Source organism: Methanoregula sp. (assembly GCF_052325125.1).
In the GTDB taxonomy this organism is placed as follows: domain Archaea; phylum Halobacteriota; class Methanomicrobia; order Methanomicrobiales; family Methanospirillaceae; genus Methanoregula.
This window is the reverse complement of the sequence record NZ_JBKQWO010000011.1, coordinates 1-25,608: the sequence shown is the minus strand read 5'-3', so window position 1 is coordinate 25,608 and position 25,608 is coordinate 1. Positions and strand designations below refer to the sequence as shown.

Here is a 25,608-nt window from a genome sequence, read left to right as displayed (position 1 = left end):
CGCCCGGGCCCCGCAAACCCCGTCACTTGTCAGCGATAAAAAGGAACCGCGCTGCATTCTTACCCAGTGCACAGTCGATGAGATCCCCGTCTTTGAGCCCGGTCTTGTGCATAGGCGCGATGAGTTCCGTGTTCACGTAGGTGCCCCCGGAGCTGCCCCGATCCTCGATCTGCCAGCTGCCTGCAGACCGGGAGATGACCGCGTGAGGTTTTGTGATCCGGGTGACCATCACGTACTCTTCAGGAAGCACGATGTCGCTTTCGCCGCTCCGCGAAGGGATATCGGGATCGGACCTGCCAACCGCGATATGATCTTTTTTGAGCAGGAACGTCTGTCCGGCCCGGCTCCCGCTCAGGAGATGGAGCGCCGGGTAATTCGTGCCCGGCTCTTTTGCAACAGCCGCCCGTACCGATTCGAGTTTTTCCTGTATCCCGCCAAACCCGATCGGGATGTTCACCCGGGAAAAGACGCCGAGATTCCTGATCAGCATCTCCAGGCTGCCTTCGGCAAGGGAAAATTTCCAGACCGGGTGGATGCCCTTTACGGTCTCCCGCCCGAACCCGGCCTCTTTTTTGACGAGGCCTATACGGACGAGCTGATCGATGTGCTTCTTGGTATTCGCGTAGCTGGTGTCGATGCGGGAGGCGATTTCGCTTATCTCCTTTGGCTCCCGTTCGATCACCTTGAGGATCCTGAGCCGCACCGGGTTGGAGAGTACTTCGAGATATTCAGATAATTCCTGGATGAACTCCGGATCGGTTGAAACACACACCGTCTTTTTTTCTGCCATGCTTGAAGACCCCGGTTGACCGGATGGCGTACAAGGAAATGGCCGGTACGCTTTACAATACTATCATTTCGTGGAATAAAATAGGTTGGTATTTCAATTGTTTTACCGCTGGATTCACGAAAAAAACGTGTACCGGCTTTCAGGCAACACAGACGGGAACGATGCGACCATAATGACCGGCGCGGGCGGGCAATATATGATCCCTGGAGGTTCAATATTTCCGGTCCGGGGCCGTTGCTTTTACCGGCACCATATCATCAATATATCCATCGTCATGGTGAAGAACCGGAAAGCAGGACAGAGATCCCGGCGAGGTACCTGCAGGAATTGTTCCGGCACGAAAGCCCTGCAATCCTGTCATGACAGCAGACAGGATAAAAATAACCCGATACCGTACGGGCAAAAGGGAACTCTTTCTCAAAAACCCGGGTGCCGGAGCACAACGATTACAAAAGGAAATATTCTGTCCGGACAAGCACCAGGGAGCGTCAGACGCCATGACAAAACGGCCCACGTGGTTTATTATTACCTCGGATGAGATCGCCAGGATCCAGGAGAGCCTGTCGGGGATAGAACGGAATTTGCCTGATCACAGCCAGGAACGCGCGAAGGAAATATCCCACATTATCGAGACTGTCCAGCGGCGGGTAATATGAACATCTTCCTGTATTTGAGACGGCACCGGGCCGAGTGCCTGCTCTGTGCGATCCTCGCCCTTTCGGCATTCCTGAATATCTGGAATATCTGGAACCAGGGCGACACGAACTACTACTATTCGGCCGCAGTAAAAAGCATGCTCGTCAACCCGGTAGCCGGTTTTTTTAACTCCTTTGATCCTGCCGGATTTATCACGGTTGACAAGCCCCCGGTCGGCCTCTGGGTCCAGGCGGCTTTTGCTGCAGTGCTGGGATTCCACGACTGGATTCTGATCCTCCCCCAGGCACTCGCCGGGATCGGATCAGTGGCACTTATCTATTTCATTGTCTCCCGCCCGTTCGGGAAACCGGCGGGGTTTGTTGCAGCCCTTGCCCTTGCCCTGACCCCGATCTTTGTCGCAATCGCCCGCAACGGGACGATGGATTCCCAGCTGATCTTTGTCCTTCTCCTTGCGGTCTGGGCCGTACTCAGGGCAGCCCGGGAACGATCCCTTCCGTGGTTCCTTGTTTCGGCCATCCTTATCGGGATCGGGTTCAACATCAAGCTGATCCAGGCATACATCATTGTCCCGGCCGTTCTCGGGGTCTATATCATCGGGACGACAGATTATACCTGGAAGAAACGGATACTCCATGTCGGCCTTGCCGTACTCGTCCTTCTTGCCGTTTCCCTCTCATGGGCGGCCGTTGTCGATTCGATTCCCGCTGAACAGCGCCCCTATATCGGGGGCAGCGGGGACAATACGGTCCTTGGCCTTGCGATAAACTATAACGGCCTCAACCGTCTCGGGTTAAACGGCCTGCTCGGCGGTCAGGGTAATGGAGGGCCCGTTGGCTTATCCGGCGGGCAGCCGGGCCAGGAATCGGGCAGCGGCATGATGGGAGCTCCCGGTGAGGCAGGATCCGCCGGCTCCACAGTATCAGGACCGGGCGGCAGCCCGGGTGCGTCCGGGAGTACCTCCGGTGGCCCCGGTGGATCGCCGGGCATGATGCCCTCTTCCGGCCAGGGTCCCCGGCAGTCCTCCTCCGGAGCGCAGCAGTCAGGAATACCTGGATTCCTGACCGGCTCATCTTCAGGCATGGGCGGCGGTGGCGGCATGAACAGTGGTGGAACCCCGGGCATCTTCCGGGTCTTCCGGGAAGGGCTTGCGGGGGACATCTCCTGGCTCCTTGTATTTGCCATTATAGGAGTGCTTGCCTGGGCGCGGAGACCAACGGCACTTTCACTCAGGGGATTTGCGGAGGCAGGATACCTGAACGAGAAGGCCCTTGTCCTCCTCGCCATGCTGCTCTGGCTGATCCCCGGCCTTCTGTACTTCAGCTTCACCACCGGGTTCTGGCACGACTACTACATCGCGACGATAGCGCCCCCGATTGCGGGGCTCGTCGGGATCGGGGCAGCCGGGATGTACCAGAAATACATAAGCGGCAGCCGGGCCGGCTGGCTCCTTGTAGCCGCCGTCCTCGTCACCGGTCTCATCCAGGTCCTGTTCCTTTCGTATAATGCGGACTTTGCTGGCCCCCTCATCCCCCTTGTCCTCCTCGGGACGCTTGCAGGCGCCGGGCTCCTTGCCGGGATGCAGATTAAAAAGTCGGATGCTCTGGTCAAATACCAGCTGCCGCTCGTTGCAGTTGCCCTCGGCATCCTCATTATCGCCCCGCTGGTCTGGTCCTGCACGCCGATCATGACCGGGAACGGGGGCACCATCCCGACCGCAGGACCGCAGGGCTCCCAGGGCGGCATGGGAGGTATGGGCAGCGAAATGATAAACGGAATGGCCGGGGAGTCTGCATTCCCCGGCGCGGGAGATTTCAGGACCTCCGGGATGGGTGATGCAGGGGAGTTCCAGCGCAACCAGTCCCGGGGTGTTTCCGCCATGAGCGGAGGGCCGCAGGGGGTGGGAATGGGAGGAGACGATACCTCAACTGACGCGCTTGCACAATTCCTGCACTCCCACACCACTAATGAAACATGGATACTCGCGGTGCCGAGCGCCCAAACCGGGGCGAACCTGATCATCGAGACCGGAAAGCCGGTCATGTGCCTGGGCGGGTTTACCGGGAGCGACCAGGTCCTGAACGTGACCTCCCTCGAAAACTACATCCATAAGGACAAGGTCCGGTATTTCGAGACCGGAGGAGCCGGGAGCGGTGGAATGGGCGGCGGAAACAGCGAGATCTTTTCCTGGGTTGCCACCCACTGCACGGCAGTCCCCGCATCGGAGTGGGGAGGCTCAACGACCGGCACGGCAAACCTGACTGGCAGCGACAGCCTGTCCCTGCCCGGGATGACCGGAAGCCCGGGCACCATGACCGGCGCGGGTTTCCCGTCCGGTACGGGGAACGCCACTGCCACCGTTGGCGGAATGAGCGGAAACCCCGGGGGAGGGTCCGGTACCCTCTACGACTGCCTCGGGGCAGCCTGATACGCAAAAACCATGATACACGGGACAGGAGCAGGGTGCAGGACCATGGAGATGAGAATAGCAGGACTTTCCCATTCGCGGATCGTCCCGTTCTTCTGTGTCGGGGTGCTTTCATCCCTCGTAGACATCGGGTTGATGTACTGGTGCATCACGTACCTCGGGATCTGGTACATGTACGCGGCCGCGTTCTCGTACTGCTGCGGGATCGTGGTCAGTTACTTCGCGAACAGGTACATCACCTTCCACGATACGAGTACGAAAACCGCTGTGCAGTTCGCAACATTCTCTGCGATATCCATCTCCTGCCTGGTGGTCAATCTCGGGATCGTGTGGCTCGGGGTCACCTTTTTCTCACTTACCCCGCTTCTTGCAAAGATCGTTGCAACCTGCCTCGCGTTCCTGTGGAGTTATCACGGGCAGAGCAGGTTCACGTTCAGGAATCCGGAGCAGGCAGGCCGGTAATCCGGATTTTTTCGGGAAGGTTCCGGGAAGGATTGGCGGAAATCGGGATTTTTCGCAAGGAAAAAGGGCTTCCCATTATCCGGATGCCCTTTGCCAGCCATATACGATGTGACCGACAGCGAATCCCAAGGATTTCTTCGAAAAAACGCACCCGGTTTTTGCCCTGTACAGGGCCCCTCTATTTTCGGCAATAGGTGCGTTCCTGGCCTTTTTAGTGCTCCACATGACCAATTGATCGTCCCTTTTTTCGCGATGAAAAGAACGCGGCTAAATTGCACGGTTTTTTCCTGTTTAAAACGGCCAGATTGCAAAAATAACCGATTAAACGAAAATTCGTGGAGAGGATTGGCACCATTTCCACTGGAACGTTCCGGACACGGATCCATGACGAAACCCCTCCGTCGGAGAACAGATCCCGGGAGAACGTATGTCCGGCCCCGGCCCTCCTTTATAAAGGGGGTGCTGTACCGGGCTTCACCGGTTGGGGGCATACTGGTGGGGGGCATCAGGGTCGGGACGACCGATCTCATAGATCGATCGGTCCGACCACATTTTTTGAAGACCTCAACGTGGGGGGTAGGGGGCTACCTTTGATTCTGTTGCACAACAGGTCGCCCCTATCATTTCGGAGATTGGCCGGACCGACCTCTTATTGAGTACGGTCGACCCGACCACCCCTTCTCGCCTGAAACTCCACGCGAAATACAGGCCGGGGGGCTGGAATTGGAGAGGTCACCCCGACCTCTTGCTGAGATCGATCGGTCCGATCATTTTTTTGCGGACTGCAAAGTGGGGGGGAGGGGGTTACCGATTTTTTTGGAGGTCGGGGTGACCTATGATCCGGTCTTTTTCCGGAATAATACATAGTTAACAGTAATAAGAGGGAAAAGATGCTGATCCTCCACAATCTCTACTTATTTCCTATTCACTCGTTATGAACAACCTAATTCTCTCTCTAATTCTGAAAGTAAAGTCATAGCTTTCTCAAAATTAGTTTTGATGTGAAGAAGTGCTTCTTTTTGAGTGAGGGGATGCCAACTTTCATTAAAAATACTTAATAAAATTCGTCTAGATTCATCAGCACCCTTGAGACAGGAATAAAATGAAAATATTTTCATTGAAGTATCTTCATCAAATTCAAAAACTTCTTTTCTGAAATGATAATATAATGAATCCTCATCAAAAAATGCTCTATTAAGAGAAGTAGGAAAAGGATTTTCAAGTCTAATATTTTTATTTTGTAGCTTGACGTCATCCAATTTACCTATATAGGAAATCCATTCATTCAGCCAGTCTTTATAAACCTTAAATTCTACACAGAAACCTCTTGCTATCGCATTGATTTTATTCCTTTCATGAGCCCAAAAAAGATAATACGATGATAGAAACGCAATTAGTGCGCCTATTATTGCGCCAATAATAACTGCGAATAATTGACTTTGAATGAAAGAGGTGTCAGTATACATTCCGTATACCATTAGGATCACAATAATAAATAACAGTATAAAAAATCCCCCGATTAGGGGGGATTTGATATTCTTATGTTGTTTAAACATCTTTTTTTCACAGTTTGTGGTTTTGTTTAAGTGAACACCATGCTTGATCTCCTCAATATCAGATTGAATTTTAGTAAGAATTTTCATTAGTTGCAATCCCGATTCAATGCTGGAAAATCGATTTAGACCAAAAGCCGTAAGAGCAAATCCTATCGCAACAAGAGGATAACCAATTTGATTGTTAGGGTGTGTGGGATTAAGGGCAATTCCACCAGCAATAATCAAAAAAATTCCAAATCCTATAAAAAATAGAACTAACGGATCTTTTTTGAGAGCCTCAATATCACTTTGTAGTTCCTCTCGTGGAGTCATTAATTTCAGCTGATACGTTTCATCAAATAAACATTATTATAAAACATGCAAGCAGTTTGATATAATCAAAAATTACAAATCTTTCTCTAGCACATCGTCAGTAAAATTCTCCTTTGGAATCTCACGGTATACTCTCGTACGATTCTTCTATCCCAACAATTCTGACAATAGCCAGACTGTTTGATTTTCCCCATAAGAGTTTAGAATTTCCGTACCATTTGACTTCCTTTTTATCGGACTCTTTGCCATATACCATCACTTTGCAGAGTGTTTATGGGATGCACTAAAGATACACACTTACGATTCCCCCCGCCGCCCCCGACGGGGCGCCCCCGCGGCGGGCAAGGAAGAGAACGGGCTGACACTTCCTTGCCCAGCGAGGCACCGACAAGGCGGCCGAGCGACTCCCTGCGAAGCAGGGAGGGGGAGGAATCGTAATTCAATCGATGAGACAAATGGTGAGATTTTGTGATGATGAAATGCCATTCCTAAATTTTAATGATTTTGGTTGGAATATGTAAGAATTCTATTGCGGTTTTAATTTGGAAGAAGCGGATTTAAAAGAGGGGTTGAATATTCAGAAGATGGGCGGTAAGATTAATCAAGCCCAAGATCGTTAAATCTTTTGGTCCTAATATTGCGAATAGGAATTTCATTAACTCAAAGTTCGTTTCTAATATACTTTACAGCCATTTTTTTTGCGATAATTCATGTTTTTTTGTATTATGATGTCGATGTTATAACAATCATCTTAATAATAGTTGCACTAATCCCATTCATATCTTCGGAAATACAGTCGATAAAGTTTGCAGGATTGGAAATATTATTTAGAGAATCCCAAGAAATTGAAGAAAAATTTGATAAATTTAAAGATGCAAATCCGAAAAAGCTACGTGAAGAATATGCAAATCAGATTCAAAACATAAAACGAAATGTTTACAAGGAATCCCCTGATATCGGACTTTCTATAATAAGAAAGGAAGTGAATAATGAGTTTAAACGTATTGCTCAAAAACTGGATCCACCAATAGATCCAAGCCAATATTACAAAATTCTAGATAAATTAACTTCTCAAAGAATTATCGATTTTGAAAAAGCGACAGTAATAGAAAGAGCAATTCAACTTTTAGATGGTGCTTCTCGAATCAGAGATATCGGTCAGATTTCAGCAAGCGTGGTTATTCCAGTGGGATTGAAGCTGATCGAATCTTTAAAAGAAATTGATATCGTTTGTGAAAAGGAGAAGTAATCGCTTCACTTCTTATCGCCCAGCACCTTCTCGATCTCCTTCCTGAGCAGCTCACTCACAACCTTCCCATCCACCGAGCCCCGGACCTCCTGCATCACCACGCCCATCAGTGGCCCGAGAGCGCCCTTCTGCTTCTGGACCACAAAATCCGCCCGCTCGGCAACAATCTTCTTGATCACCGCTTCGAGTTCGTCGCGGGAGACGGTCGGGGCAAGTTTTGCCATCGCATCCCTGGCCGAACTTCCCCCGGCAATGGCCGTGAGGACTTCGGGGATTGCTTCCTTTGCGGCGCTGCCTTTCTCCACTGCTTCGAGCACCGAGAGGATTGCATCGTCCGGGATCTTATCGGTGTCCGCACCATCGCGCCGGATCTCCGTGAGGGTTGCGAGGAGCGTGCGGGACGCGAGGTTTGGCTTGATCCCGTCCGCAATCGCCCGCTCGAAGAGGGGACGGTACTCTGAGAACGCCATCTGCTTTGCGACCGCCGGGTCAAGGCCAAGATCTTTTGCGAAGCGTTCGGCTTTGACCGTCAGGAGTTCCGGCACGGTGACCGCGTTCCACCGGGCCTCATCAATCATTACGGGGAGCACATCGGTTTCCGGATACATCCGCTCTGCGCCGGGGAGCGGGCGCATGTACGCGGTGCTGCCCTCTTCGAGCATCTTGCGCGTCTCTTCAGGCACGGACTTGTCCGAGAGGGCAAGCTTCGCCCGGTTGTGCACCTGGTTCCAGGCGCAGGCAGCCTGCTTTTCGTTTGCACCCGAGACAAGGATCACGGCGTCCTGCTCGTTGGCTTGGACGAACTCACGGAGCCGGGCAACTTCGTCTGCCGTGACGCCATACGCGGGCAGTTCGTCGGTGTGGAAGATCCCGCCCACGCCGCACTTCTTCGCGTAGTCCGACATCTCGCTCCCGAGCCGGCGGCCGGGCTGGATCTCGCGGCCGACAAGTCCGGCAAAGCCCGGCAGGACGAGAGCGAAAATCTTCTTTGACTTCCTGAGCACTGCGGATTTGGTCTCCTTAAAGAGGGCCGTGATATCGATCTGCCCGGAGCCCACGCTTGCATGGCGCTGGACAAGTTCCTTCCGGATTGCGAGGAGTTCCTGCTGTCGCTGGACCTCCCGGCGCACGACTTCTGCGATCAGGGCAAGGTCCTGCACGCCCTTGATCTCGACCCGGGCGCCGTCCTTGATCGAAATATTCACGTCCTGCCGGATCGTGCCGAGACCGCGTTTGACCGCGCCGGTGGAGCGGAGGACCATGCCGATGTACTCGGCCACCTGCTGGACGTCCTCGGGGGTGTGCATGCAGGGCGAGGTGGTGATCTCAACGAGCGGGATGCCGAGACGGTCAAGGGAGAAGATGTCGTCCCTGACCCGCTGTGCCGCTTCCTCCTCGATACAGATCGTTTCGATGTTCCCGCCGTTCGGGAGGGCGCCATTGATGGCCACAAGGGCCGTGCGCTGGAACCCGCTCGTGTTGGAGCCGTCGATCACGAGTTTCCTCATCACGTGCACCTGCGGGATCGGCGTCATACAAAACGTCTTTGCAAGGGTGAGGCCGATGGTGAGCGCCTCGTCGTTGAGCGGCGCGGGCGGCTCCTCATCATTCTCGACAAGGCAGGTGGTGGGGTACGTGTAATACTGGAACTTTCTCGCCCGCTTCATCTCTTCCTGTGCGGCCCGGTCGATCGCGCCCATCTCGCTCTCGGTCGCCCGAAGGTACCGGAAGAAATCACCCGTATGATCGGCATTATCCATGAGCGTTGTCGGGCAGTGGCAGAAGAGTTTCTCTTTGGTGTCCAGCTGCTGGTGGATCTCGATCCCGGCTACAAGGCCCACATCTTTATAGTTAGTTTTCGGCAGGACGAGTTTTCCATCCACTATGGATAAGACCGTGCGCCCTGAGTCATTACAGTCCATGGGCGCTCCTCCGCATGCATTCGCCTTTGAGATCGGTCTTCATCAGCGCCGCTGCTTTTTCAGGGTCACATTCATTCCCGAGCACCCACATCTGCTTCACCAGCGCCACTTCGGCGAGCATGTCGCCGCCTTCGATGACACCCGCTGCAAGGAGGTCGCGGCCCGTGTCGTACACCCGGTCGCAGACCCGGCCGTTCATGCACTGCGAGGTCATGACCACCTGCGTCCCGCCCGCGATCAGGTTTTTGATCTGCGGGATCTGCGCGGTGCTCACGTGGCCAAGGCCGGTCCCAGAGAGGACGAGCCCCATGTACCCTTCGTATGCCTTCAGGATGTCGGGGGACATGCCGGGGTAGAACTGGACAAGGCCGCAGTGCGGTTCGAGTTTGTCGTGCAGAGCGAGTTTCCGCGTGCCCCTGCGAACGGCATCGTCGCTGAGAGTCACGGTGCGGGTGGCATAGTCTACCATCCCGACCGGGGGAATGCCGATGCTTTTGAATGCGTCGCGCCGGGAGGTGTGCATCTTCCTGACCCGGGTGCCCCGGTGGATGGCGCAGGCATCGTCATTTGTGGTCGCATGCATGACAACGGCAACTTCCCCGAGATCGCTCTCTGCCGCGAGCGCCGCACAGACCCCGTTCATCGCGTTGTCGCTTGACGGCCGGTCGGCGGAACGCTGGGACCCGACAAAGACAACCGGAACCGGGGTGTCGAGCATGAAGCTGACTGCTGCTGCGCTGTAGGCCATTGTGTCCGTGCCATGGGTGACGATGACGCCCGTAACACCGTGCTTGATCTCATCGTAGATTGCCCGGGCAAGTTCCTGCCAGATCGCCGGCGTCATGTTCTCGGAGAGGATCGTGTAGAGCACCTTAGTGCGGTACCGCCCGATCTCCGCAAGTGCCGGGATCGCGGTCAGGATGTCATCTGCGTCGAACTGGCTGGTCACGGCCCCGGTCCGGTAATCGATCCTGCTTGCGATCGTGCCGCCGGTGGAAATGATGGCAAGCTCGGGGAGCTTCGGGTCCTGCCGGATAGGCACCGCACGGGACGCAGAGGCAGGAGCAGGGGAGACGAGCGTGCAGCACGCTTTTTCTACGCCGATGTTGTAACCGCTTGAGAGTTTTACGACCGCCATGCCGTCGCGATCGGTGATGTAGGTGCCGGAGAGTGTTTTGTTGCCATAGGTGCAGGTGATTTGGTCGCCTGAAAAAAACGAAGGCGTTATGCTACCAGCCTCCGTGCATCGGATATCAGGTCCTCTTTGGCCTTTGAGATCTTCGCCAGCCGCTCATCGATGAACGCAGAATCCGCATCGAGCAGCTTCTTCCGGTCTGCTATCGCGATCTTGGTGGCAAACGGCGCCGGGCCACCGGTTGCCCGCCGGACCTCCACCGAGTGTGCCACATCGAGGGCCTTGTCGATCTGGTCTTGGGTGAGCCCCTTACCCGCAAGCGAGATCCCGACATCGAGCTCCTTTGCCGCCGCTTCCAGGGTCTCAAGGGAGAGATTTCCCTTCTGGACTGCCCGTCCGACAATGTTGTGGGCCATGCGGAAGGGGAGACCGTAATCCCGTACGAGGGTATCAGCAAGTTCGGTTGCGGTCGAGAAACCCTTGCCGGCCTCCTCTTTCATGCGCTCCGTATCGAACGTGGCACTCGAAAGCATGTCGATGAGGAGACGCAAACTCTCCTTTGCGTCCCGCATCCCGCGCCAGATGTTGGGCGTAAGCTCCTGGAGGTCGCGGTTATAGCTCATGGGGAGACCCTTGACGGTCATGAGCGCTCCCGTATAGGCCCCGAAGACCGACCCGGTCTTTGCCCTCATGATCTCGGCGGAGTCCGGGTTCTTCTTCTGCGGCATGATCGACGAGGTCGAACAGAACGCATCGTCGAGCACGACGAACTTAACAAACGAGGTGCTCCAGATGACCAGTTCCTCGCAGAGCCGGCTCACGTTTGCCATCAGGATAGAGAGATCGGCGAGGGTTTCGAGAGCAAAGTCACGGGTCGCCACGGCGTCCATGGTATTGACGACCGGGCCATCGAACGCGAGCAGTTTTGCGGTATACTCCCGGTCGATGGGGTAGCCGGTGGATGCGAACGCAGCGGCCCCGAGCGGGCAGATGTTGACCCGTGCATACGCGTCGCGGAGTCGGTCAAAATCCCGGGCGAACTGCTGCTCGTACGCGAGAAGGTGGTGGGCGAGGGTGGTGGGCTGGGCGTGCTGCATGTGGGTGAAGCCGGGCATGACCGATTCACGGTGCTGCTCGGCAAGGGCGATGAGCACTTCGCGGACCTTGAGGAGCGCCGCCATCTGCTTGAGCAGGTCTTCCCGGAGCTTGAGCCGGATGCAGGTGGCAACCTCGTCGTTCCTCGACCTTCCCATGTGCATGCGGCCGCCGACATCAGGGCCCACGGCTTCGATGAGGAGCGATTCTATCCCCGCGTGGATGTCCTCGAACCGGTCATCAAAGACCTCCTCGGGAACCCCTTCGCTGTTGAGCTCGAGGAGCGCCGGCAGGAGCTGCTTTGCGATATCGGTGCCGATGATCTTCTGCCGTTCGAGCATCAGCACGTGGGCGATATCCACGAGCACATCGGCATCGGCAATACAGCGGTCGGATCTCATCGATGAGAGGAAGCGCATCATCTCTCCCGTCCTCTCCCCTGAAAGGCGTCCCAGTCTCACAACATCGGTCCGCATCCGTTTTCCCTCACCATAATTATGTACACTCATGTGTGTGCGCGGATCGATTAAATCCACGCCTTCCGGGCGGCCAGCTCGATCGCCCGCTGGACCGATTCCCGGGGGATGATTGTCGCCACCGGCACGTGGACCAGCTGCTCGATGATGCTCGATACGATCGGGGCGCAGACGATCGCGATCGCCCCTTCCCGTTCGGCACGGACCGCAGCGACAATCGCATCCTCCATCGTGTGGACGGGATACTCCCGGACCCGCATGTGGTGGCCATCTACATCGGTAACGCGTTCCTCAACACTTTCCAGCACCGGCCGTGCCGCGATCAGGCCGATGAAGTTCTCGTCGCCCACATGGTAGAACTGGCGCAGGGCATTTACGATCTCCCTCAGGGTCGAAAGGTTGGGCGAGCGCTTCCCGTGCAGGATCTTATAGAGCGAGCTCCGGGCAATCCCGCAGTGCTCCGCGAGGTCCCGCACGCTGATGCGCAGGTCGTTTTTCAGGATATCGTTTAAGGTCGTCACGAACGCTTCATCTGAGGTAAGCGCAGCGCGCATAAGCCGGTCGACCGGGTCCACATGTGCCATAGCAAGAATACAATAGGGCCAATTATTACAAGATAATTTCTTTTTGTCCAAAAGAGGTGGTTGCGGGCAAAGTAAAAACAGGCCTGATGTGGACAATACGAACCTATTTATTATCCAATTGTAATTTTTAGAACCTGTTTTAAACCCAATTGGATATGTTCTTTGCCTGAATGATACGCTTTTTTATTATCCCCCGTTCAACACGGTGCGCATGAAACCGGTTAAGATTGCGGCAACCGCATGCATTGCACTTGCCCTTATCCTTGTATTGTTCACTACCGGCTGCACGCAGCCGTCCAGTCCATCAGCCAGCACCACAGCCCCTTCCGCGAACGGGACGGTCGGGATCCTGGAAACAGCCGGTGTCGGCCCGATGCCCTCGTTACTCGCCACAGGCCAGGTTGACGGGTATATATCCTGGCAGCCGGTTGTCGAAGCCGGAGTGGAAAGCAATATCGGCCAGGTCGCGGTCTATTCCAAGGACCTCCCGCCTGTCGGTGAGTGGAGCAACCACCCGCAGAACGTCTTTGTCGTGCGAAAGGACTTCTACGCCCAGAACCCGGACTTCGTCAACGACTTCTCCGCACTCAACCTTGCGGCAACCCAGTACATCAACGACCATCCGCAGGAGTCCGCCGGCATCGTCGCTGACTGGCTGGCAGGGAAACAGAACTTTACCTACGGGAACGTGAGTGTTTCATCGGTGACGGCAGTCAATAACGCCCTGCCAACTATCGAGTTCACCAATGACCCCTCGGACTCATGGATGTCCAGTACCTCGGATTTCGTGCAGGCACTCATCGGCATCGGAACGATCAACGGTTTTGTCAAGAACAGCTCTGACCGTGATGCCGTGCTCTACAACTTCCAGCCGTACCAAAGCGCAGCGGCCATCATTGCCGCAAAGAACGTGACCACCCCTGCACCCCTGCAGAACACGGTGAATGTCGGGTACCTCATGGCAGTCGATCACTCGGCGCTCTTTGTCGCAGTCAAGGACTGGCAGTACTTCAATGACACGTACGGCATCGCACTCAAACCTGAGGACCTCACGAAGGCAAAGCCGGATGTTGCTGACTTCCTCGTGAACGGCCAGAAAGTCGCGACCGTCAACCTTGTTCCGGCAAATGCCGGGCCAAACCTGATGCAGCTTGCGGCAACAAACTCGCTCCAGATGTCCTATGTCGGTGTCCCGCCGGCGATCAGTGCGATTGACATGGGCACGCCGATCACCATCGCGTACCCGATCGACAACCTGGGAAGCGGCCTTGTCGTCGCAAAAGGCGCACCCGCACAGGACTGGCAGAGTTTTGCCGCATGGGCAAAGGAGCGCTCGGATGCCGGAAAACCGCTGGTGATCGCAGCACCGGGCAAGGGCTCCATCCAGGATGTCATGCTCCGGTACGCCCTGCAGAACAGCGGAATTGCCATCACCGAAGTGAAAGTTTGATGAGGATTGCGTGTCATTATAATCAGGAACAATGACACGGCGTCTCGGACTGGTATTGCCCATCCTCCTCATCGTCGGGTGGGAGGTCGCGGCAATTATCGTCAACAACCCTTTTTTCCTGCCGAAACTTGAAACGGTCATCCCTGTGCTGATCTCCCCGTTCTCCGATATTCTGGGCACGGGAAGCCTGGTGCAGAACGCACTCATCAGTATCGAGCGGGTAGCCCTCGGGTTTGCCCTTGCTGCGGCAGTCGCCATACCGCTGGGGATCGGGATGGGCAGGTTTGCCGTGCTCAACGATTTCTTTGATGTAACCATCGAGCTCCTCCGCCCGGTGCCCCCCCTTGCCTGGGTGCCGCTTGCGCTGGCATGGTTCAAAATCGGGATTGTCTCTATCGTGTTCATCATCTTTATCGGCGCGATATTTCCCATCCTGCTCAACACGATAGACGGGGTCCGGGGGGTTAAGAATACCTGGATAGAAGTGAGCACGACGCTTGGGGCAAAAGAACGCCAGATCCTCACCAAGGTCGTCCTGCCGGGCGCTGCCCCGACCATCTGGACCGGCCTCCGGGTCGGCTTTGGGATCTCGTGGATGTGCGTGGTCGCCGCTGAGATCCTGCCCGGCCCGACCTCCGGCCTTGGCTACCTGATCATGTACGCCTATAACCTTGGGCAGATCAACGTGATCATTGCCGGCATCATCGTGATCGGCCTGATCGGTCTCGTCATCGACCAGGGATTCAGGGCAGTGGAAAAACGCTGGTTCGGGTGGAGAGGGCTGGAACGATGACGCTTTCCATCAACGACGTTTCAAGGACGTTTATTTCAGACAATGCGGAGACGATTGATGCACTTTCCCATATCTCGCTCTCCGTCAATAACGAGGAGTTCATCTGCGTCCTGGGTCCCTCGGGCTGCGGCAAGACCACGCTGCTCCGAATCGTCGCCGGCCTTGAGTCTGCGTCATCCGGGTCGGTATCTGTTGATGGGATACCGATTACCCACCCCAGCCCGAAAATGGCGATGATCTTCCAGGAGTATTCCCTCTACCCGTGGCGGACGGTGGAGGAGAATGTGGCGCTCGGCCTTGAACTGCGGGGGATGAAGAAGCAGGACCGCGTGGATGCGGCGGAGAAGTACCTCGACCTCGTAGGCCTGACAGGGTTCGGGCAGAGGCGCCCCCATGAACTCTCCGGGGGCATGCGGCAGCGGGTGGCCGTAGCACGGGCACTTGCAATAGAGCCGTCCATCCTTCTCATGGATGAACCGTTCGGGGCGCTCGATGCCCAGACCCGGAACCGGATGCAGCACGAACTGCTCCGGATCTGGGAGAAGACAAAAAAGACCATCCTCTTTGTGACCCACAGCGTTGACGAGGCTGTGTTCCTTGCCGACCGCATCGTCGTCCTCACGCACCGTCCGGGCAGGATCAAGGAGATCGTCACCATCCCATCCGCCCGTCCCCGCGAACGTACCGGTGAAGAGTTCGGCCATATCCGGCGCCACCTGCTCGATATGATCCGGGAAGAGACAGATCCTGTCCAGTAAGGTTTAATACGCTCAATCTCTATTTTATAAAAGCAGTTTGTGAAGTGCGCCGGCACGAAATCCCTGACAAATCAGCGGTTTTGTGCCCGCTTTTACGATTCATACACCAGGAGAAGAACGCAATGGTAAGAAAACCGGGGAAGATGTACAGGAACCTTGCAAAGAAGGCCTATACGCGGCGCGAATACATGGGTGGGGTTCCCGGCAACAAGATTGTACAGTTTGAGATGGGAAACCTCTCACAGGAATTCCCGACCGAGATTGACCTGATCGTTGAGGAGACCTGCCAGATCCGGCACAGCGCCCTCGAGGCGTCCCGTATCTCGATCAACAGGAAGCTCTTGAAGGATGTCGGCAGGACGAACTTCCATTTCAAGGTCCGTGTCTTCCCGCACCATGTGCTTCGGGAAAACAAGCAGGCAACCGGCGCCGGGGCAGACCGTGTATCCGAAGGGATGCGCCTCGCGTTTGGCAAGGCCGTCGGGACTGCGGCCCGTGTCGAAGCCGGCCAGATCATCTTCACGGTCTTTTCCACGGCCCAGTACCTGGACAAGATCAAGGCAGCGATGAGGAACGGGGCCCACAAGCTCCCGACCCCGTCTCATCTCAAAGTCCACACGATCAAGGTCAGCGGCAGGATCGTCGCGGCACCCAAGATTGCCGGCGATAAGATTGCAGCGCCGGTCAAGGCAGAAACTGAAGAGGCAGCAGCAGAACCTGCGGCGAAGGGTGCAGAGGCTGCAAAGGGTGCAGACCACAAGGGTGGTGCACACAAGGGTGCTGAACCCGCCAAGGCAGAACCGGCTGCAAAGGGTGCAGAGGCTGCAAAGGGCGGAAAGGCTGCCCCGGCAAAGGGTGGCAAGGACAAGAAATAACCGGATCCCCCGGTCTTTTCTTTCTTTTTTTGGCTCTGGAATGCGGGATTGTCCGGCAGCCTGCCAGTTCATCTGATTGAGCGATCTTCTCAGACGACCTTCAGGTTACGCGGTTTTCCCAAGGGATTCCCCGGATACCGGCACGCTCATCTCTTCCACCAGTCGCACAGTATATAACAATCCTGCCGCTTAATTATTGATGAATGCAGCAAAGAGAGGCGGAAGCCCTGCGGAAAGCACTGGCAGCAGCAACGTGCAGGGCCATGCGGGAGGCGGTCATTTACCTGCCCGCTGATGTAAAACAGTCGATTGCACATGCCCGCGCCTCCGAGACAGATACCGTGGCTGCGGGCGAATATGAAAATATAACGAGGAACATTGAGGCAGCCGAACGCCTGGGCGTGCCCCTCTGCCAGGATACCGGGGTTCCGGTTGTTTATCTCACGCTGCCCCCGCATGTGCCGTTTTCCCCGGTCCTTTTTGATGCTGTTGCCGAAGGGATCCGCCGGGCAACCGAGGAGGTCCCGCTGCGCCCCAATGTCGTCGATCCCCTCACCCGGCACAACTCGGGAGACAATACCGGTACCGGGATGCCTGCAGTCCATGTACGGCCCGGGGAGCGGTTTGCGGTGACCGTGCTGCCCAAGGGTGCCGGGGCGGAGAATGTATCACGGGTGGTGATGCTTCTCCCCTCGCAGGTTGAGATGATCGGGGAGGTCGTGGTCGGGACGATGCTTGCTGCCGAAGGACGGCCCTGCCCGCCGGTGGTGCTGGGGGTCGGGATCGGAGGGACGTTCGATTCCGCCCCGGCGCTCGCAAAGGAGGCACTGCTCCAGCCCATCGACCGTATGGACGCGTTCGAACAGAAACTCTGCGATGCAGTGAACCGGCTTGGGATCGGCCCGATGGGGCTGGGCGGGAAGACCACGGCGCTCGCGGTCAAGGTAAAGATTGCAGCCTGCCACACCGCATCGTTACCTGTCGCCGTGAACGTACAGTGCTGGGCAAACCGGCATGCAACGGTGGAGGTGGAGTGGTGAATAAAGCGGCAGTTCAGCTCAAAACACCCCTTGGAGACGAAATTCTTGCACTCCATGCGGGTGACCGGGTCGAGCTCTCCGGCCTTGTCTACACTGCCCGGGACGAGGCCCATCTCCGCATGAGAAATGAGGGCATCCCGTTTGACCCGAAAGGTGCCGTAATCTACCATTGCGGCCCGGTGATAAAGGACAACAGGATCGTGGCCGCAGGGCCGACCACCTCGGCCCGTATGAACACCCTCTCCGGATTCCTGCTCGACCGGGGGGTCCGGGGGCTGATTGGGAAAGGCGGGATGGATGCCACCGTGCGGGAGCAGCTGCGAGGAAGGGGTGTTTACTTTGCCTTCACCGGTGGCTGTGCAGCGCTTGCCGCCTCGCACATGACGCTCAAAGGCGTCCACTTCCCGGACCTTGGTATGGCAGAAGCGGTCTGGGTAATCGAGCTGGACCGGCTCCCTCTCGTCGTCGGGATCGATGCGCTGGGAAACGATCTTTTCGGGGCCGTGCGGGAACATGCACACCGTGCCGCTGGGCCGGGGCAGAGACAGGAGTGCACGTAACGCATAGATTTTTTTCACCCCACCATCAACATACATAGGACAGATCCAGATGAAACTCGCCATAGACGAGACCCGGTGCAAGGGCTGCAACCTCTGTACAAAGGTCTGCCCGTACCGGATCTTCAAAGAGGGAAAATACCCCAACCGGCGGGGGATCGTTGTACCGGAACTCGACCGGCCGGAGCGCTGCACCAACTGCAGGCTCCGCCATCTCTATGGCAGGCAGCTCTGCGGCGTCTGCCAGCTCACTTGTCCCGACCAGGCGATCCACTGGGTGGAGGAAGAGCCGTACGAACCCCACAAGGTGGCGATTGAATATTGACGTCGAGACTTGAATTCTGGCAGGGAAATATCGCGTCCTCAGAGGGGGCACTTGCGGCAGGATGCCGGTTCTTCGGGGGGTATCCGATCACCCCCTCAACTGAGATCGCCGAGCATATGGCAGTAAAACTGCCGAAAAAAGGCGGGGTCTTCATCCAGATGGAGGACGAGCTCGCGAGCATCGCCTCGGTTATTGGTGCAGCCTGGACCGGCGCCCGGGCGATGACCGCGACAAGTGGTCCGGGATTCTCCCTGATGATGGAAAATATCGGGTACGCGGCGATGACCGAAACTCCCTGCGTGATCGTGAACATACAGCGGGGCGGTCCTTCCACCGGCCAGCCCACGATGGCTGCACAGGGTGACATGATGCAGTGCCGGTTCGGGTCGCATGGCGATTATGCGATTATCGCACTCTGCCCGGCAAGCGTGCAGGAGATGTACAACCTCACGGCAAAGGCATTCAACCTCGCCGACCGGTACCGGGTGCCGGTCTTTTTAATGGCCGATGAGGTGATCGGGCATATGCGGGAACGCATTATCGTGCCGGATACCGTGGAGCATTCCGGCCGGCCGGCCTACATCCCCGGCACTCCTCCATTCAGGCCGACTTCAGGCCTCATTCCCGGGTTTCCTGAGTTCGGGAATGGGTTCGGGACGCATGTAACCGGGCTCACCCATGACGAGAGGGGGTACCCGTGCGCAACAAATCCCGGCCTCCACGCGACACTGGTGAAGAGACTTGTGGACAAGATCGAATCGGCGACAGAAGAGCTTGCGGATTTCGATATAATCAATCCCGATGCGGAGCAGGTCTTCATCGCGTACGGCGCTCCTGTCCGCACCGTCCAGCAGGTAATCCATGATCACCCGGAGGAGAAGATCGGTTTTTTGCGGATCCGTACAGTCTGGCCGTTCCCCTCCCATGCACTGGCGCTCTTTAAAAATGCAAGGAGGTTTATCGTGCCCGAGCTCAACCTAGGCCAGATTGCCCGGGAGATCGAGCGTCACACGTGCTTGCCGGTGGTTTCTGTCCCAAAACTTGGCGGGGACCTGCATACACCGGCAGAACTCTCCAGCATCTGGGAGGCGTCGATATGAGCTTCGAGGACTGGTTCCGGCAGGACCGGCTGCCCCACATTTACTGCGCCGGCTGCGGGAACGGCACGATCATCAACTGCACGCTTGCCGCCGTGGATTCCATGGGGTGGATGAAAGAGGATACCGTCTTTGTCTCAGGGATCGGCTGCTCTTCACGGGCCCCGGGCTATATCGTTACCGATTCGCTCCACACGACCCATGGGAGGGCACTCGCTTTTGCAACCGGTGTCAAGATGGCAAACCCGAATCTCCACGTCATTGTCTTTACCGGGGATGGTGACCTTGCGGCCATCGGTGGGAACCACTTTATCCATGCCTGCCGCCGGAACATCGATCTCACGGTGGTCTGCATGAACAACCAGATCTATGGCATGACCGGAGGGCAGGGCAGCCCGACCACGCCCCGCGGGTATCTCTCGACTACCACCCCGTACGGGAGCGCTGAACCGCCCTTCGACCTCTCGGAGCTCGCGATTGCCGCAGGGGCAAACTATGTCTCTCGCTGGACCTCGTATCATGTAAAGGAACTCGAACGGGCAGTAAAAGCAGGTCTTGAAACCCCCGGGTTCTCCTTTATCGAAGCGCTGGTCCAGTGCCCGACAAACTTCGGGCGCCGGAACAAGTTCCGGCAGGTGGCCGACCAGATCGAGTATCTCAGGGCACACTCGCTTTTAAAGGCAAAGCGGGACCGGATGCTCGAGCATGGCGAGGCGATCCCGGAAGATATGTATATTGTCGGTGAGCTGATGCGGCGCAACCGGCCCGCGATGGGACTCGCGCCCGTGGAGGCAAAACCATGAGGCGCGAGGTCAGGTTCTCCGGTTTCGGCGGGCAGGGGATCATCCTCTCCGCGGTCATCCTCGGTCGGGCGGCCGTGATGTACGACCATAAGTTCGCGGTGCAGACGCAGGTCTACGGGCCCGAGGCCCGGGGCGGGGCGTCCATGAGCGCCGTGATCATCGACGATGAGGAGATCCTGTACCCCAAGGTCGCAAATCCCGATATCTTTGCGATCATGTCGCAGGAAGGCTTCGAGAAGTACGGCGCAGCGGCCCGACCCGATGCCGTCATGATTCTTGATTCCTCTCTCGTCCACTCGCGTCCTGGCTGCACATTTTATGAGATCCCGGCAACTGCGGAGGCGAAACAAACGCTTGGCCGGGATATTGTCGCAAATATCGTGACGCTCGGGGCACTTGTCGGATATACGCATGTGGTGAGCGAAGAAGCGCTCAAGAAGGCCATTCTCGATTCTGTTCCCAAAGGCACGGAGGCACTCAACACCAAAGCCATGGAACTGGGGATTGCCCTTGCAGGAGGGAAGAAATCGTCATGAAGCTGCTGGAATACGAGGCAAAACAGTTCTTTGCACAGGAAGGGATCAGGATACCAAAAGGTATCCTTGCCAGTAAATACGAGGAAATATGCACTCCCTCCTCGACATGGCCCGAAAACGTTGTCATCAAAGCACAGGTGGATGTCGGGGGCAGAGGGAAGGCCGGTGGGGTGCTGATGGCCGATCATACAACCGTCATCGAGACCGCCCGGAAACTCTTCAACTCTACCATCAAGGGCGTACCGGTGCAACGGATCCTGATCGAAGAACGCCTTGCAATCCAGCACGAATACTACGTGAGTATCACGATCGACCGGACAAAAAAACAACCGGTAATCCTCTTTGCCGAAGCCGGAGGGGTTGACATCGAGGAAACCGCCCACGCGAAGAAAGATGCGATCCGCTCGGTCAGTTTTAGTCCCCTTCTTTCCGATGTGCCCGGGTTCCTCCTTCGTGAACTCTGCGGTAATGCACCGGGCGAAATCCAGAAGACGGTGAACCAGCTGTACCATGTCTTCTGCAAAAAAGATGCCCTCCTAGCCGAGATCAATCCCCTTGTCACCACGCCGGACGGGGTGTACGCGGCCGATGCGAAGCTGATCATCGATGACAACTGCCTCGACCGGCAGGGCATTGCTGTCAACCGGGATCTGACCGATCGCGAGCGGGAGGCAGAGAAACACGGCTTCTCGTTCGTGGAGATGGACGGCAGCATCGGGGTAATAGGAAACGGGGCAGGGCTGACGATGGCAACGCTCGATCTGATCGAATATTACGGTGGCAGGGCCGCGGATTTCCTGGATGTCGGCGGCGGGGCAGACAGCGAAAGGGTAATGCATGCGGTACGCCTTGTCGCCGGGGTCCCTTCAGTCAAAGTCATCGTGGTGAACCTGCTGGGCGGCATCACCCGCTGCGACGAAGTGGCGCGGGGGATCATCGCTGCAGGTGCACCTGTGCCGGTGATCGTGCGGATCGCCGGGACAAATGCCGAGGAGGGCCGGAGGCTCCTCTCCGAAAAAGGGTACGAGATGCTCGATACTATGGACCATGTCGTCAAAAAAGCCGTGGAGGTGACCGGATGATCTATGGGGACAAGAAGACCGGCATCATCGTGACCGGTGCCACGGGAAAGCAGGGCGAATACCACATCGGCCTGATGAACGAGTATGCCCGGCAGTTGGGCGGTCGCGGCGTTGTTGCCGGGGTTACGCCAAAGAAGAGAGGGCAGACCGTCCACGGTATCCCGGTTTATAATACCGTAAAGGAGGCGCTTAAAGAACAGGACGCGGCGGCGGCAGTGGTCTTTGTCCCGCATGGTGCAGCGGCAGACTCCATCATGGAGGCAGCAGATGCCGGGCTCGGACTGGTAGTTGCGATCTCGGAGTATATCCCGGTGCATGACACGATGAAAGCTCTCGCCTACGCCAAGATGCAGGGCTGTGCCGTCATTGGCCCCAACTGTCCCGGGCTCCTCTCGCCCGGCGGGGTGAAGATGGGGATCATGCCGGCTGCCCTCTTTTCCCGGGGCAACGTGGGGGTCATCTCGCGGAGCGGCACGCTTACCTATGAGGTTGTGGACGAGCTTACCCGCGCCGGCATCGGCCAGAGCACTGTGGTCGGTATTGGCGGCGACCCGGTCATCGGGCAGACGTTTGTGGACGTGCTGGAACGGTTTGAAAAGGATTCCCAGACCAAAGCGGTCGTCCTGATCGGTGAGGTCGGAGGGAACCTGGAAGAAGAGGGTGCAACATCCACCACCCTCCCGATCGTCTCCTACATTGCTGGTGTCTCTGCCCCGCCGGACAAACGGATGGGACATGCGGGTGCGATCGTTGAAGGCGGCGAGGGCGATGCGAAATCCAAGATCGCCCGCCTTAAAAAGCACGGCGTGCCGGTAGCCTCCCGCGTCTCGGAGATCCCGGAGATGGTCCGGGATCTCTTCCGGTGCGGATGCTGATAGCACGGCACTACAACTCATCTTTTTTCCGACTCTGCACGTTAAACAGAGAGTTATTACCTGCGACTTTGGACCCCGAAGTCCCAAAAAAGGATATGAATGGCGGAGCCTGATACATCACCGCACGATTGCAGAAGCATGCGCATCGAACGGGTTTGTCCGCATGGCAAGGGAGAACAGGTACGGGTAATGCGTCTTTAAGTGGCGCATGTACGTCAGCCATTCAAGGATCAGCAGCCCGTAGACCCGGTTTATATCTCCCGAGAGATGGGCATAATCGGATGCCGGAAGATCGGTGAGCTGATCTCGTGCCGCGAGCTCTTCAGATAGGTGAAAAACAGCATGGAGGAGCGGTGTGAACCCTTCGTGTTCGATAATCTGGGGGTTCTCAAAGAGCCTGAGCAGGAAGCTGTTGCGCGCCCGGAGGAACCGTTTGAAATCGGGCAGGCTGATAGTCCTGCTGTCTATGACCGTACTGTGTGCCTTAAGCGATGTAAGTGCCCGGGTAAAATCTTCATCTGACCACTGATCCGAAACCAGCAGTGCGGATCGTACCTGGTTAACATTCGGATCATGTCCGGAGAAACACCGGAGCAGGCGGTTTCCCACTTCGGAGAAAAAGACGCCGACGATCATGTTGAGGTTGCGCAGCCTCATAGCCCTCTCCCGGTTTTCGATCATCAGGTCAAGAGTGGAGGCGGCAAGGCCAACAAAACAGCCGACCCCGACGAGGATGATACCAATTGTGAGCAGTTTGCCCGCCGCAGTAACCGGGTGAATATCCCCAAAGCCCACCGTCGAAATGGTCACCACGACAAAATAGAACGCGTCAAGGGGGGTGCGGTTTTCAAAAGCCATCATCCCGGCAATACCGGCAATGACCACCACTATGAGAATGGAGAGATAGAGACGCAGGCGGAAAGAGATGGTGTTGATCACGCACGGTGGTATGCATGCGCAGATATAAAAATGAATTCTCCTTTTATAGAGATGGGGATACCCCCGACCAGATTCGAACTGGTGTCGCCGGATCCAAAGTCCTGCATGATTGACCGCTACACTACGGGGGTGGGTCATGTCTTGGTTGAATACATTCGGCAAATTTCCGTAAAGAAAACTTGTCTTATTCCATTTCGCGCATGAGATATTAAAATCAACATCAGGAGAGAGGAAACAACGATATGCCGAGGGAGCCGGTCCGCGGAGCGGGTGCGAGTGCGCCGAAGGTGCACGAAGCATGCGGAGCGGGGCGGCGATCCCCCTCAGCTGATCGAGCGAGATGAAGACGCTCAGTCATGTTCGCTCGTCCTCGCTGAGACTCCGGCTCGCTTCACATCACTTCGCTGTTTTACTTCGGTTGATTGCTAATAGGATGACGCCCCTGGCTTGTCGCGATGCTCCTGCGCTAGCGGCTGTCCGGCCCGCTCCTCGCGTACCGCGTCGCGGAATGCTCGTCGCTGTTGATCGGGCGCAGGCGTAACGCTCGGTGACTCACTCGCACGACGCACAGGGGCTCGGACTCGCCGCTGATGCGTCTCGTTACCTTCGCACCCCGTCGCGGCGCTCGTTCGGGCCACTGCGGCCAGGAGCCCACCTCCCGCACTCGGCTCTCTTCCGGGGATGGACAAGCATCCCCACGTTCGCCGCCCTTCGGAACGTGCTCCTCCCGCCCGTGGGCGGTCAGTCTTATACGAGAGAGCCCCTATCGGGGCCAGGAAGTTGTCCGGGTGGGAGGATGCGAGCCGGAACACGGCGACCATCGCCGTGTCGCGTGAGCATCGGGCGGGCCAGGTATGATCAGGGCAGCCCAACAGGACAGGCACACGAGCGTATGGCCGGGGGAGGGAGAAGGCGAGCCGGTTACGGGACCGCGTGCGGGCCCGTCGTTCGAGTCTTCGGGGTGGGCCCAACCGTTTGCCAAGAAAGATAATGCCGGGCGTCGATACATTACCAACCCGGCAGGGCTCTTTGATTGGCGTCATGGTGTCCCTGTCCGGGCCACCTTTTACCTGAACCGTAACTGAATCCTTTTCTTTGTCCGGTGCAGCCACCACCACAGGCTCTTTGCCATTCCAAAAATGGAGAGACGTTTTTTCCGGTACTCCCGGTATTCCCGCGGGCTGATCATATCGTCCCCTCAGTACTCGGAGGGGACCATGAGCACGCCGTCGATAAGATACATCTTCCAGGTCCCGACCGGAAAATCGGTGTACTCGTATCTCTGTTCATAGATCACCGGCATATCGCAATCCTCGCGACAGGTCAGGATCGCCGTATTCTCCTCGGTGACCGTCAGGGTCCAGAGCTGAAACGGTATCCCTTTGACATTTGGATGAAGGCGAAAGACAACGCCGATATCGGAGATCAACCACTGTGCTCCCGCTCGTTCAGCCAGGTGCTCGATTCCATCGGTGTGCGTCAAACCGGTAAAAGGATCGCGGATGTACCGGGTTGTCCCGGTAAAATGAGAGAGGGAGGATTTGAGATCCTCAGCTGCGATCATGATGACCGCCCCGGGGCTTCAGCGGGAACCCTGCACGGCAGCGGATCGCAGACCCATGCATGCATCTCAAGACGCTGGCGTTCTGCGATCAAATTTTCGAGGCCCTCCCTCTCCGCCCGTAGCTTCCACGAGTTAACAATTTCATCATGTCTCAAGCGGAGGTCCTGTGCATCGGCCTCCAGCATGAATGCCCGGCGCTCTATAGTAGATGTTGCAACCTCGATGCGTTCGAGTTCTTCGAGAACCTTGAT

Annotated in this window: 25 protein-coding genes and 1 tRNA gene; 16 read left to right on the top strand and 10 right to left on the bottom strand. The window is 56.7% G+C overall.

Annotated features, from left to right (window positions below):
• Positions 1-22 precede the first annotated feature (22 nt).
• On the bottom strand, positions 23-790 hold the full coding sequence (locus tag ACLQMU_RS02565; protein ID WP_424038965.1) for a helix-turn-helix domain-containing protein: 768 nt from the start codon (positions 788-790) through the stop codon (positions 23-25).
• Between the two features lie 497 nt (positions 791-1,287).
• Here ACLQMU_RS02565 and ACLQMU_RS02560 point away from each other — a divergent pair, with 497 nt between their 5' ends.
• Genes ACLQMU_RS02560 through ACLQMU_RS02550 form a run of 3 tightly spaced genes read left to right on the top strand, consistent with a single transcriptional unit; the run spans position 1,288 to position 4,334 of the window.
• Positions 1,288-1,446, top strand: a complete 159-nt coding sequence (locus tag ACLQMU_RS02560) for a hypothetical protein (RefSeq protein WP_424038966.1) — start codon at positions 1,288-1,290, stop codon at positions 1,444-1,446.
• A complete protein-coding gene (locus ACLQMU_RS02555) occupies positions 1,443-3,872 on the top strand; it encodes an ArnT family glycosyltransferase (protein ID WP_424038967.1) in 2,430 nt (809 codons plus the stop codon). The genes ACLQMU_RS02560 and ACLQMU_RS02555 overlap by 4 nt, the downstream gene beginning before the upstream one ends.
• Positions 3,873-3,917: 45 nt before the next feature.
• Positions 3,918-4,334, top strand: a complete 417-nt coding sequence (locus ACLQMU_RS02550) for a GtrA family protein (protein WP_422149382.1) — start codon at positions 3,918-3,920, stop codon at positions 4,332-4,334.
• A 932-nt stretch (positions 4,335-5,266) separates the two neighbouring features.
• On the opposite strand, the gene ACLQMU_RS02545 is transcribed toward ACLQMU_RS02550, so the two are convergent.
• Positions 5,267-6,202, bottom strand: a complete 936-nt coding sequence (locus ACLQMU_RS02545; protein WP_443673522.1) for a hypothetical protein — start codon at positions 6,200-6,202, stop codon at positions 5,267-5,269.
• A 718-nt stretch (positions 6,203-6,920) separates the two neighbouring features.
• Here ACLQMU_RS02545 and ACLQMU_RS02540 point away from each other — a divergent pair.
• Positions 6,921-7,451 (top strand): hypothetical protein, encoded by a 531-nt coding sequence (locus tag ACLQMU_RS02540; RefSeq protein ID WP_424039068.1) that lies wholly within the window; start codon positions 6,921-6,923, stop codon positions 7,449-7,451.
• A gap of 5 nt (positions 7,452-7,456) precedes the next feature.
• On the opposite strand, the gene gatE is transcribed toward ACLQMU_RS02540, so the two are convergent.
• From gatE to ACLQMU_RS02520, 4 genes are read right to left on the bottom strand one after another with little or no spacing between them, the layout of a single operon-like run.
• Positions 7,457-9,373: a Glu-tRNA(Gln) amidotransferase subunit GatE gene (gene gatE / locus ACLQMU_RS02535; RefSeq protein WP_424039066.1), complete on the bottom strand. Its 1,917-nt coding sequence runs from the start codon at positions 9,371-9,373 to the stop codon at positions 7,457-7,459.
• Positions 9,363-10,571: a Glu-tRNA(Gln) amidotransferase subunit GatD gene (gene gatD / locus ACLQMU_RS02530; protein ID WP_422148362.1), complete on the bottom strand. Its 1,209-nt coding sequence runs from the start codon at positions 10,569-10,571 to the stop codon at positions 9,363-9,365. The genes gatE and gatD overlap by 11 nt, the downstream gene beginning before the upstream one ends.
• 26 nt (positions 10,572-10,597) lie before the next feature.
• Positions 10,598-12,079 carry an argininosuccinate lyase gene (gene argH, locus ACLQMU_RS02525; protein ID WP_443673527.1) on the bottom strand — a complete coding sequence of 494 codons (1,482 nt, stop codon included), beginning with the start codon at positions 12,077-12,079 and terminating at the stop codon, positions 10,598-10,600.
• A gap of 50 nt (positions 12,080-12,129) precedes the next feature.
• Entirely contained in the window at positions 12,130-12,663 is a 534-nt protein-coding gene (locus ACLQMU_RS02520; protein WP_424039064.1) for a helix-turn-helix domain-containing protein, read from the bottom strand.
• Positions 12,664-12,874: 211 nt separating this feature from the next.
• On the opposite strand from ACLQMU_RS02520, the gene ACLQMU_RS02515 reads away from it, so the two are divergent.
• From ACLQMU_RS02515 to sucD, 12 genes are all read left to right on the top strand, one after another.
• Complete coding sequence (locus ACLQMU_RS02515) at positions 12,875-14,113, top strand: ABC transporter substrate-binding protein (protein ID WP_424039063.1); 1,239 nt, start codon at positions 12,875-12,877, stop codon at positions 14,111-14,113.
• A 31-nt stretch (positions 14,114-14,144) separates the two neighbouring features.
• A complete protein-coding gene (locus ACLQMU_RS02510; protein WP_422148354.1) occupies positions 14,145-14,906 on the top strand; it encodes an ABC transporter permease in 762 nt (253 codons plus the stop codon).
• Positions 14,903-15,664 carry an ABC transporter ATP-binding protein gene (locus tag ACLQMU_RS02505; RefSeq protein ID WP_422148355.1) on the top strand — a complete coding sequence of 254 codons (762 nt, stop codon included), beginning with the start codon at positions 14,903-14,905 and terminating at the stop codon, positions 15,662-15,664. The genes ACLQMU_RS02510 and ACLQMU_RS02505 overlap by 4 nt, the downstream gene beginning before the upstream one ends.
• Before the next feature lie 122 nt (positions 15,665-15,786).
• Complete coding sequence (locus tag ACLQMU_RS02500; protein WP_422148356.1) at positions 15,787-16,539, top strand: 50S ribosomal protein L16; 753 nt, start codon at positions 15,787-15,789, stop codon at positions 16,537-16,539.
• Positions 16,540-16,742: 203 nt separating this feature from the next.
• Entirely contained in the window at positions 16,743-17,579 is an 837-nt protein-coding gene (locus tag ACLQMU_RS02495; RefSeq protein ID WP_422148357.1) for a fumarate hydratase, read from the top strand.
• A complete protein-coding gene (locus ACLQMU_RS02490; RefSeq protein ID WP_422148358.1) occupies positions 17,576-18,139 on the top strand; it encodes a FumA C-terminus/TtdB family hydratase beta subunit in 564 nt (187 codons plus the stop codon). Before ACLQMU_RS02495 ends, ACLQMU_RS02490 begins: the two co-directional genes overlap by 4 nt.
• Positions 18,140-18,188: 49 nt before the next feature.
• Positions 18,189-18,461: a 4Fe-4S dicluster domain-containing protein gene (locus ACLQMU_RS02485; protein WP_422148359.1), complete on the top strand. Its 273-nt coding sequence runs from the start codon at positions 18,189-18,191 to the stop codon at positions 18,459-18,461.
• Positions 18,458-19,561, top strand: coding sequence for a 2-oxoacid:acceptor oxidoreductase subunit alpha (locus tag ACLQMU_RS02480; RefSeq protein ID WP_424039062.1), 1,104 nt, complete (start codon positions 18,458-18,460; stop codon positions 19,559-19,561). Before ACLQMU_RS02485 ends, ACLQMU_RS02480 begins: the two co-directional genes overlap by 4 nt.
• The gene (locus ACLQMU_RS02475; RefSeq protein WP_424039061.1) at positions 19,558-20,361 is read left to right on the top strand and encodes a thiamine pyrophosphate-dependent enzyme; all 804 of its coding nucleotides are present in this window, start codon (positions 19,558-19,560) and stop codon (positions 20,359-20,361) included. Before ACLQMU_RS02480 ends, ACLQMU_RS02475 begins: the two co-directional genes overlap by 4 nt.
• Complete coding sequence (locus ACLQMU_RS02470) at positions 20,358-20,897, top strand: 2-oxoacid:acceptor oxidoreductase family protein (protein ID WP_424039060.1); 540 nt, start codon at positions 20,358-20,360, stop codon at positions 20,895-20,897. Before ACLQMU_RS02475 ends, ACLQMU_RS02470 begins: the two co-directional genes overlap by 4 nt.
• Positions 20,894-21,979, top strand: a complete 1,086-nt coding sequence (locus ACLQMU_RS02465) for a succinate--CoA ligase subunit beta (RefSeq protein ID WP_424039059.1) — start codon at positions 20,894-20,896, stop codon at positions 21,977-21,979. Before ACLQMU_RS02470 ends, ACLQMU_RS02465 begins: the two co-directional genes overlap by 4 nt.
• Positions 21,976-22,854: a succinate--CoA ligase subunit alpha gene (sucD, locus tag ACLQMU_RS02460; RefSeq protein WP_424039057.1), complete on the top strand. Its 879-nt coding sequence runs from the start codon at positions 21,976-21,978 to the stop codon at positions 22,852-22,854. Before ACLQMU_RS02465 ends, sucD begins: the two co-directional genes overlap by 4 nt.
• 117 nt (positions 22,855-22,971) lie before the next feature.
• Here sucD and ACLQMU_RS02455 read toward each other — a convergent pair whose 3' ends face one another.
• The 4 genes from ACLQMU_RS02455 to ACLQMU_RS02440 form a co-directional block, all read right to left on the bottom strand.
• Positions 22,972-23,793 carry a potassium channel family protein gene (locus ACLQMU_RS02455; RefSeq protein WP_424039055.1) on the bottom strand — a complete coding sequence of 274 codons (822 nt, stop codon included), beginning with the start codon at positions 23,791-23,793 and terminating at the stop codon, positions 22,972-22,974.
• Between the two features lie 58 nt (positions 23,794-23,851).
• Positions 23,852-23,924: transfer RNA gene (locus tag ACLQMU_RS02450), tRNA-Gln, on the bottom strand.
• A 1,067-nt stretch (positions 23,925-24,991) separates the two neighbouring features.
• Positions 24,992-25,357, bottom strand: coding sequence for a DUF6876 family protein (locus tag ACLQMU_RS02445; protein WP_422185651.1), 366 nt, complete (start codon positions 25,355-25,357; stop codon positions 24,992-24,994).
• Positions 25,354-25,608: hypothetical protein (locus tag ACLQMU_RS02440; RefSeq protein WP_443673521.1), on the bottom strand; the 255-nt coding region annotated here is incomplete at its 5' end. The genes ACLQMU_RS02440 and ACLQMU_RS02445, both read right to left, overlap by 4 nt.

Bases quoted from the DNA above. Each gene is read 5' to 3' on its own strand.
- ACLQMU_RS02565 (WP_424038965.1), bottom strand. From the start codon at position 790: ATGGCAGAAAAAAAGACGGTGTGTGTTTCAACCGATCCGGAGTTCATC.
- ACLQMU_RS02560 (WP_424038966.1), top strand. From the start codon at position 1,288: ATGACAAAACGGCCCACGTGGTTTATTATTACCTCGGATGAGATCGCC.
- ACLQMU_RS02555 (WP_424038967.1), top strand. From the start codon at position 1,443: ATGAACATCTTCCTGTATTTGAGACGGCACCGGGCCGAGTGCCTGCTC.
- ACLQMU_RS02550 (WP_422149382.1), top strand. From the start codon at position 3,918: ATGGAGATGAGAATAGCAGGACTTTCCCATTCGCGGATCGTCCCGTTC.
- ACLQMU_RS02545 (WP_443673522.1), bottom strand. From the start codon at position 6,202: ATGACTCCACGAGAGGAACTACAAAGTGATATTGAGGCTCTCAAAAAA.
- gatE (WP_424039066.1), bottom strand. From the start codon at position 9,373: ATGGACTGTAATGACTCAGGGCGCACGGTCTTATCCATAGTGGATGGA.
- argH (WP_443673527.1), bottom strand. From the start codon at position 12,079: ATGCGGACCGATGTTGTGAGACTGGGACGCCTTTCAGGGGAGAGGACG.
- ACLQMU_RS02520 (WP_424039064.1), bottom strand. From the start codon at position 12,663: ATGGCACATGTGGACCCGGTCGACCGGCTTATGCGCGCTGCGCTTACC.
- ACLQMU_RS02515 (WP_424039063.1), top strand. From the start codon at position 12,875: ATGAAACCGGTTAAGATTGCGGCAACCGCATGCATTGCACTTGCCCTT.
- ACLQMU_RS02510 (WP_422148354.1), top strand. From the start codon at position 14,145: ATGACACGGCGTCTCGGACTGGTATTGCCCATCCTCCTCATCGTCGGG.
- ACLQMU_RS02505 (WP_422148355.1), top strand. From the start codon at position 14,903: ATGACGCTTTCCATCAACGACGTTTCAAGGACGTTTATTTCAGACAAT.
- ACLQMU_RS02500 (WP_422148356.1), top strand. From the start codon at position 15,787: ATGGTAAGAAAACCGGGGAAGATGTACAGGAACCTTGCAAAGAAGGCC.
- ACLQMU_RS02495 (WP_422148357.1), top strand. From the start codon at position 16,743: ATGCAGCAAAGAGAGGCGGAAGCCCTGCGGAAAGCACTGGCAGCAGCA.
- ACLQMU_RS02485 (WP_422148359.1), top strand. From the start codon at position 18,189: ATGAAACTCGCCATAGACGAGACCCGGTGCAAGGGCTGCAACCTCTGT.
- ACLQMU_RS02475 (WP_424039061.1), top strand. From the start codon at position 19,558: ATGAGCTTCGAGGACTGGTTCCGGCAGGACCGGCTGCCCCACATTTAC.
- ACLQMU_RS02470 (WP_424039060.1), top strand. From the start codon at position 20,358: ATGAGGCGCGAGGTCAGGTTCTCCGGTTTCGGCGGGCAGGGGATCATC.
- ACLQMU_RS02465 (WP_424039059.1), top strand. From the start codon at position 20,894: ATGAAGCTGCTGGAATACGAGGCAAAACAGTTCTTTGCACAGGAAGGG.
- sucD (WP_424039057.1), top strand. From the start codon at position 21,976: ATGATCTATGGGGACAAGAAGACCGGCATCATCGTGACCGGTGCCACG.
- ACLQMU_RS02445 (WP_422185651.1), bottom strand. From the start codon at position 25,357: ATGATCGCAGCTGAGGATCTCAAATCCTCCCTCTCTCATTTTACCGGG.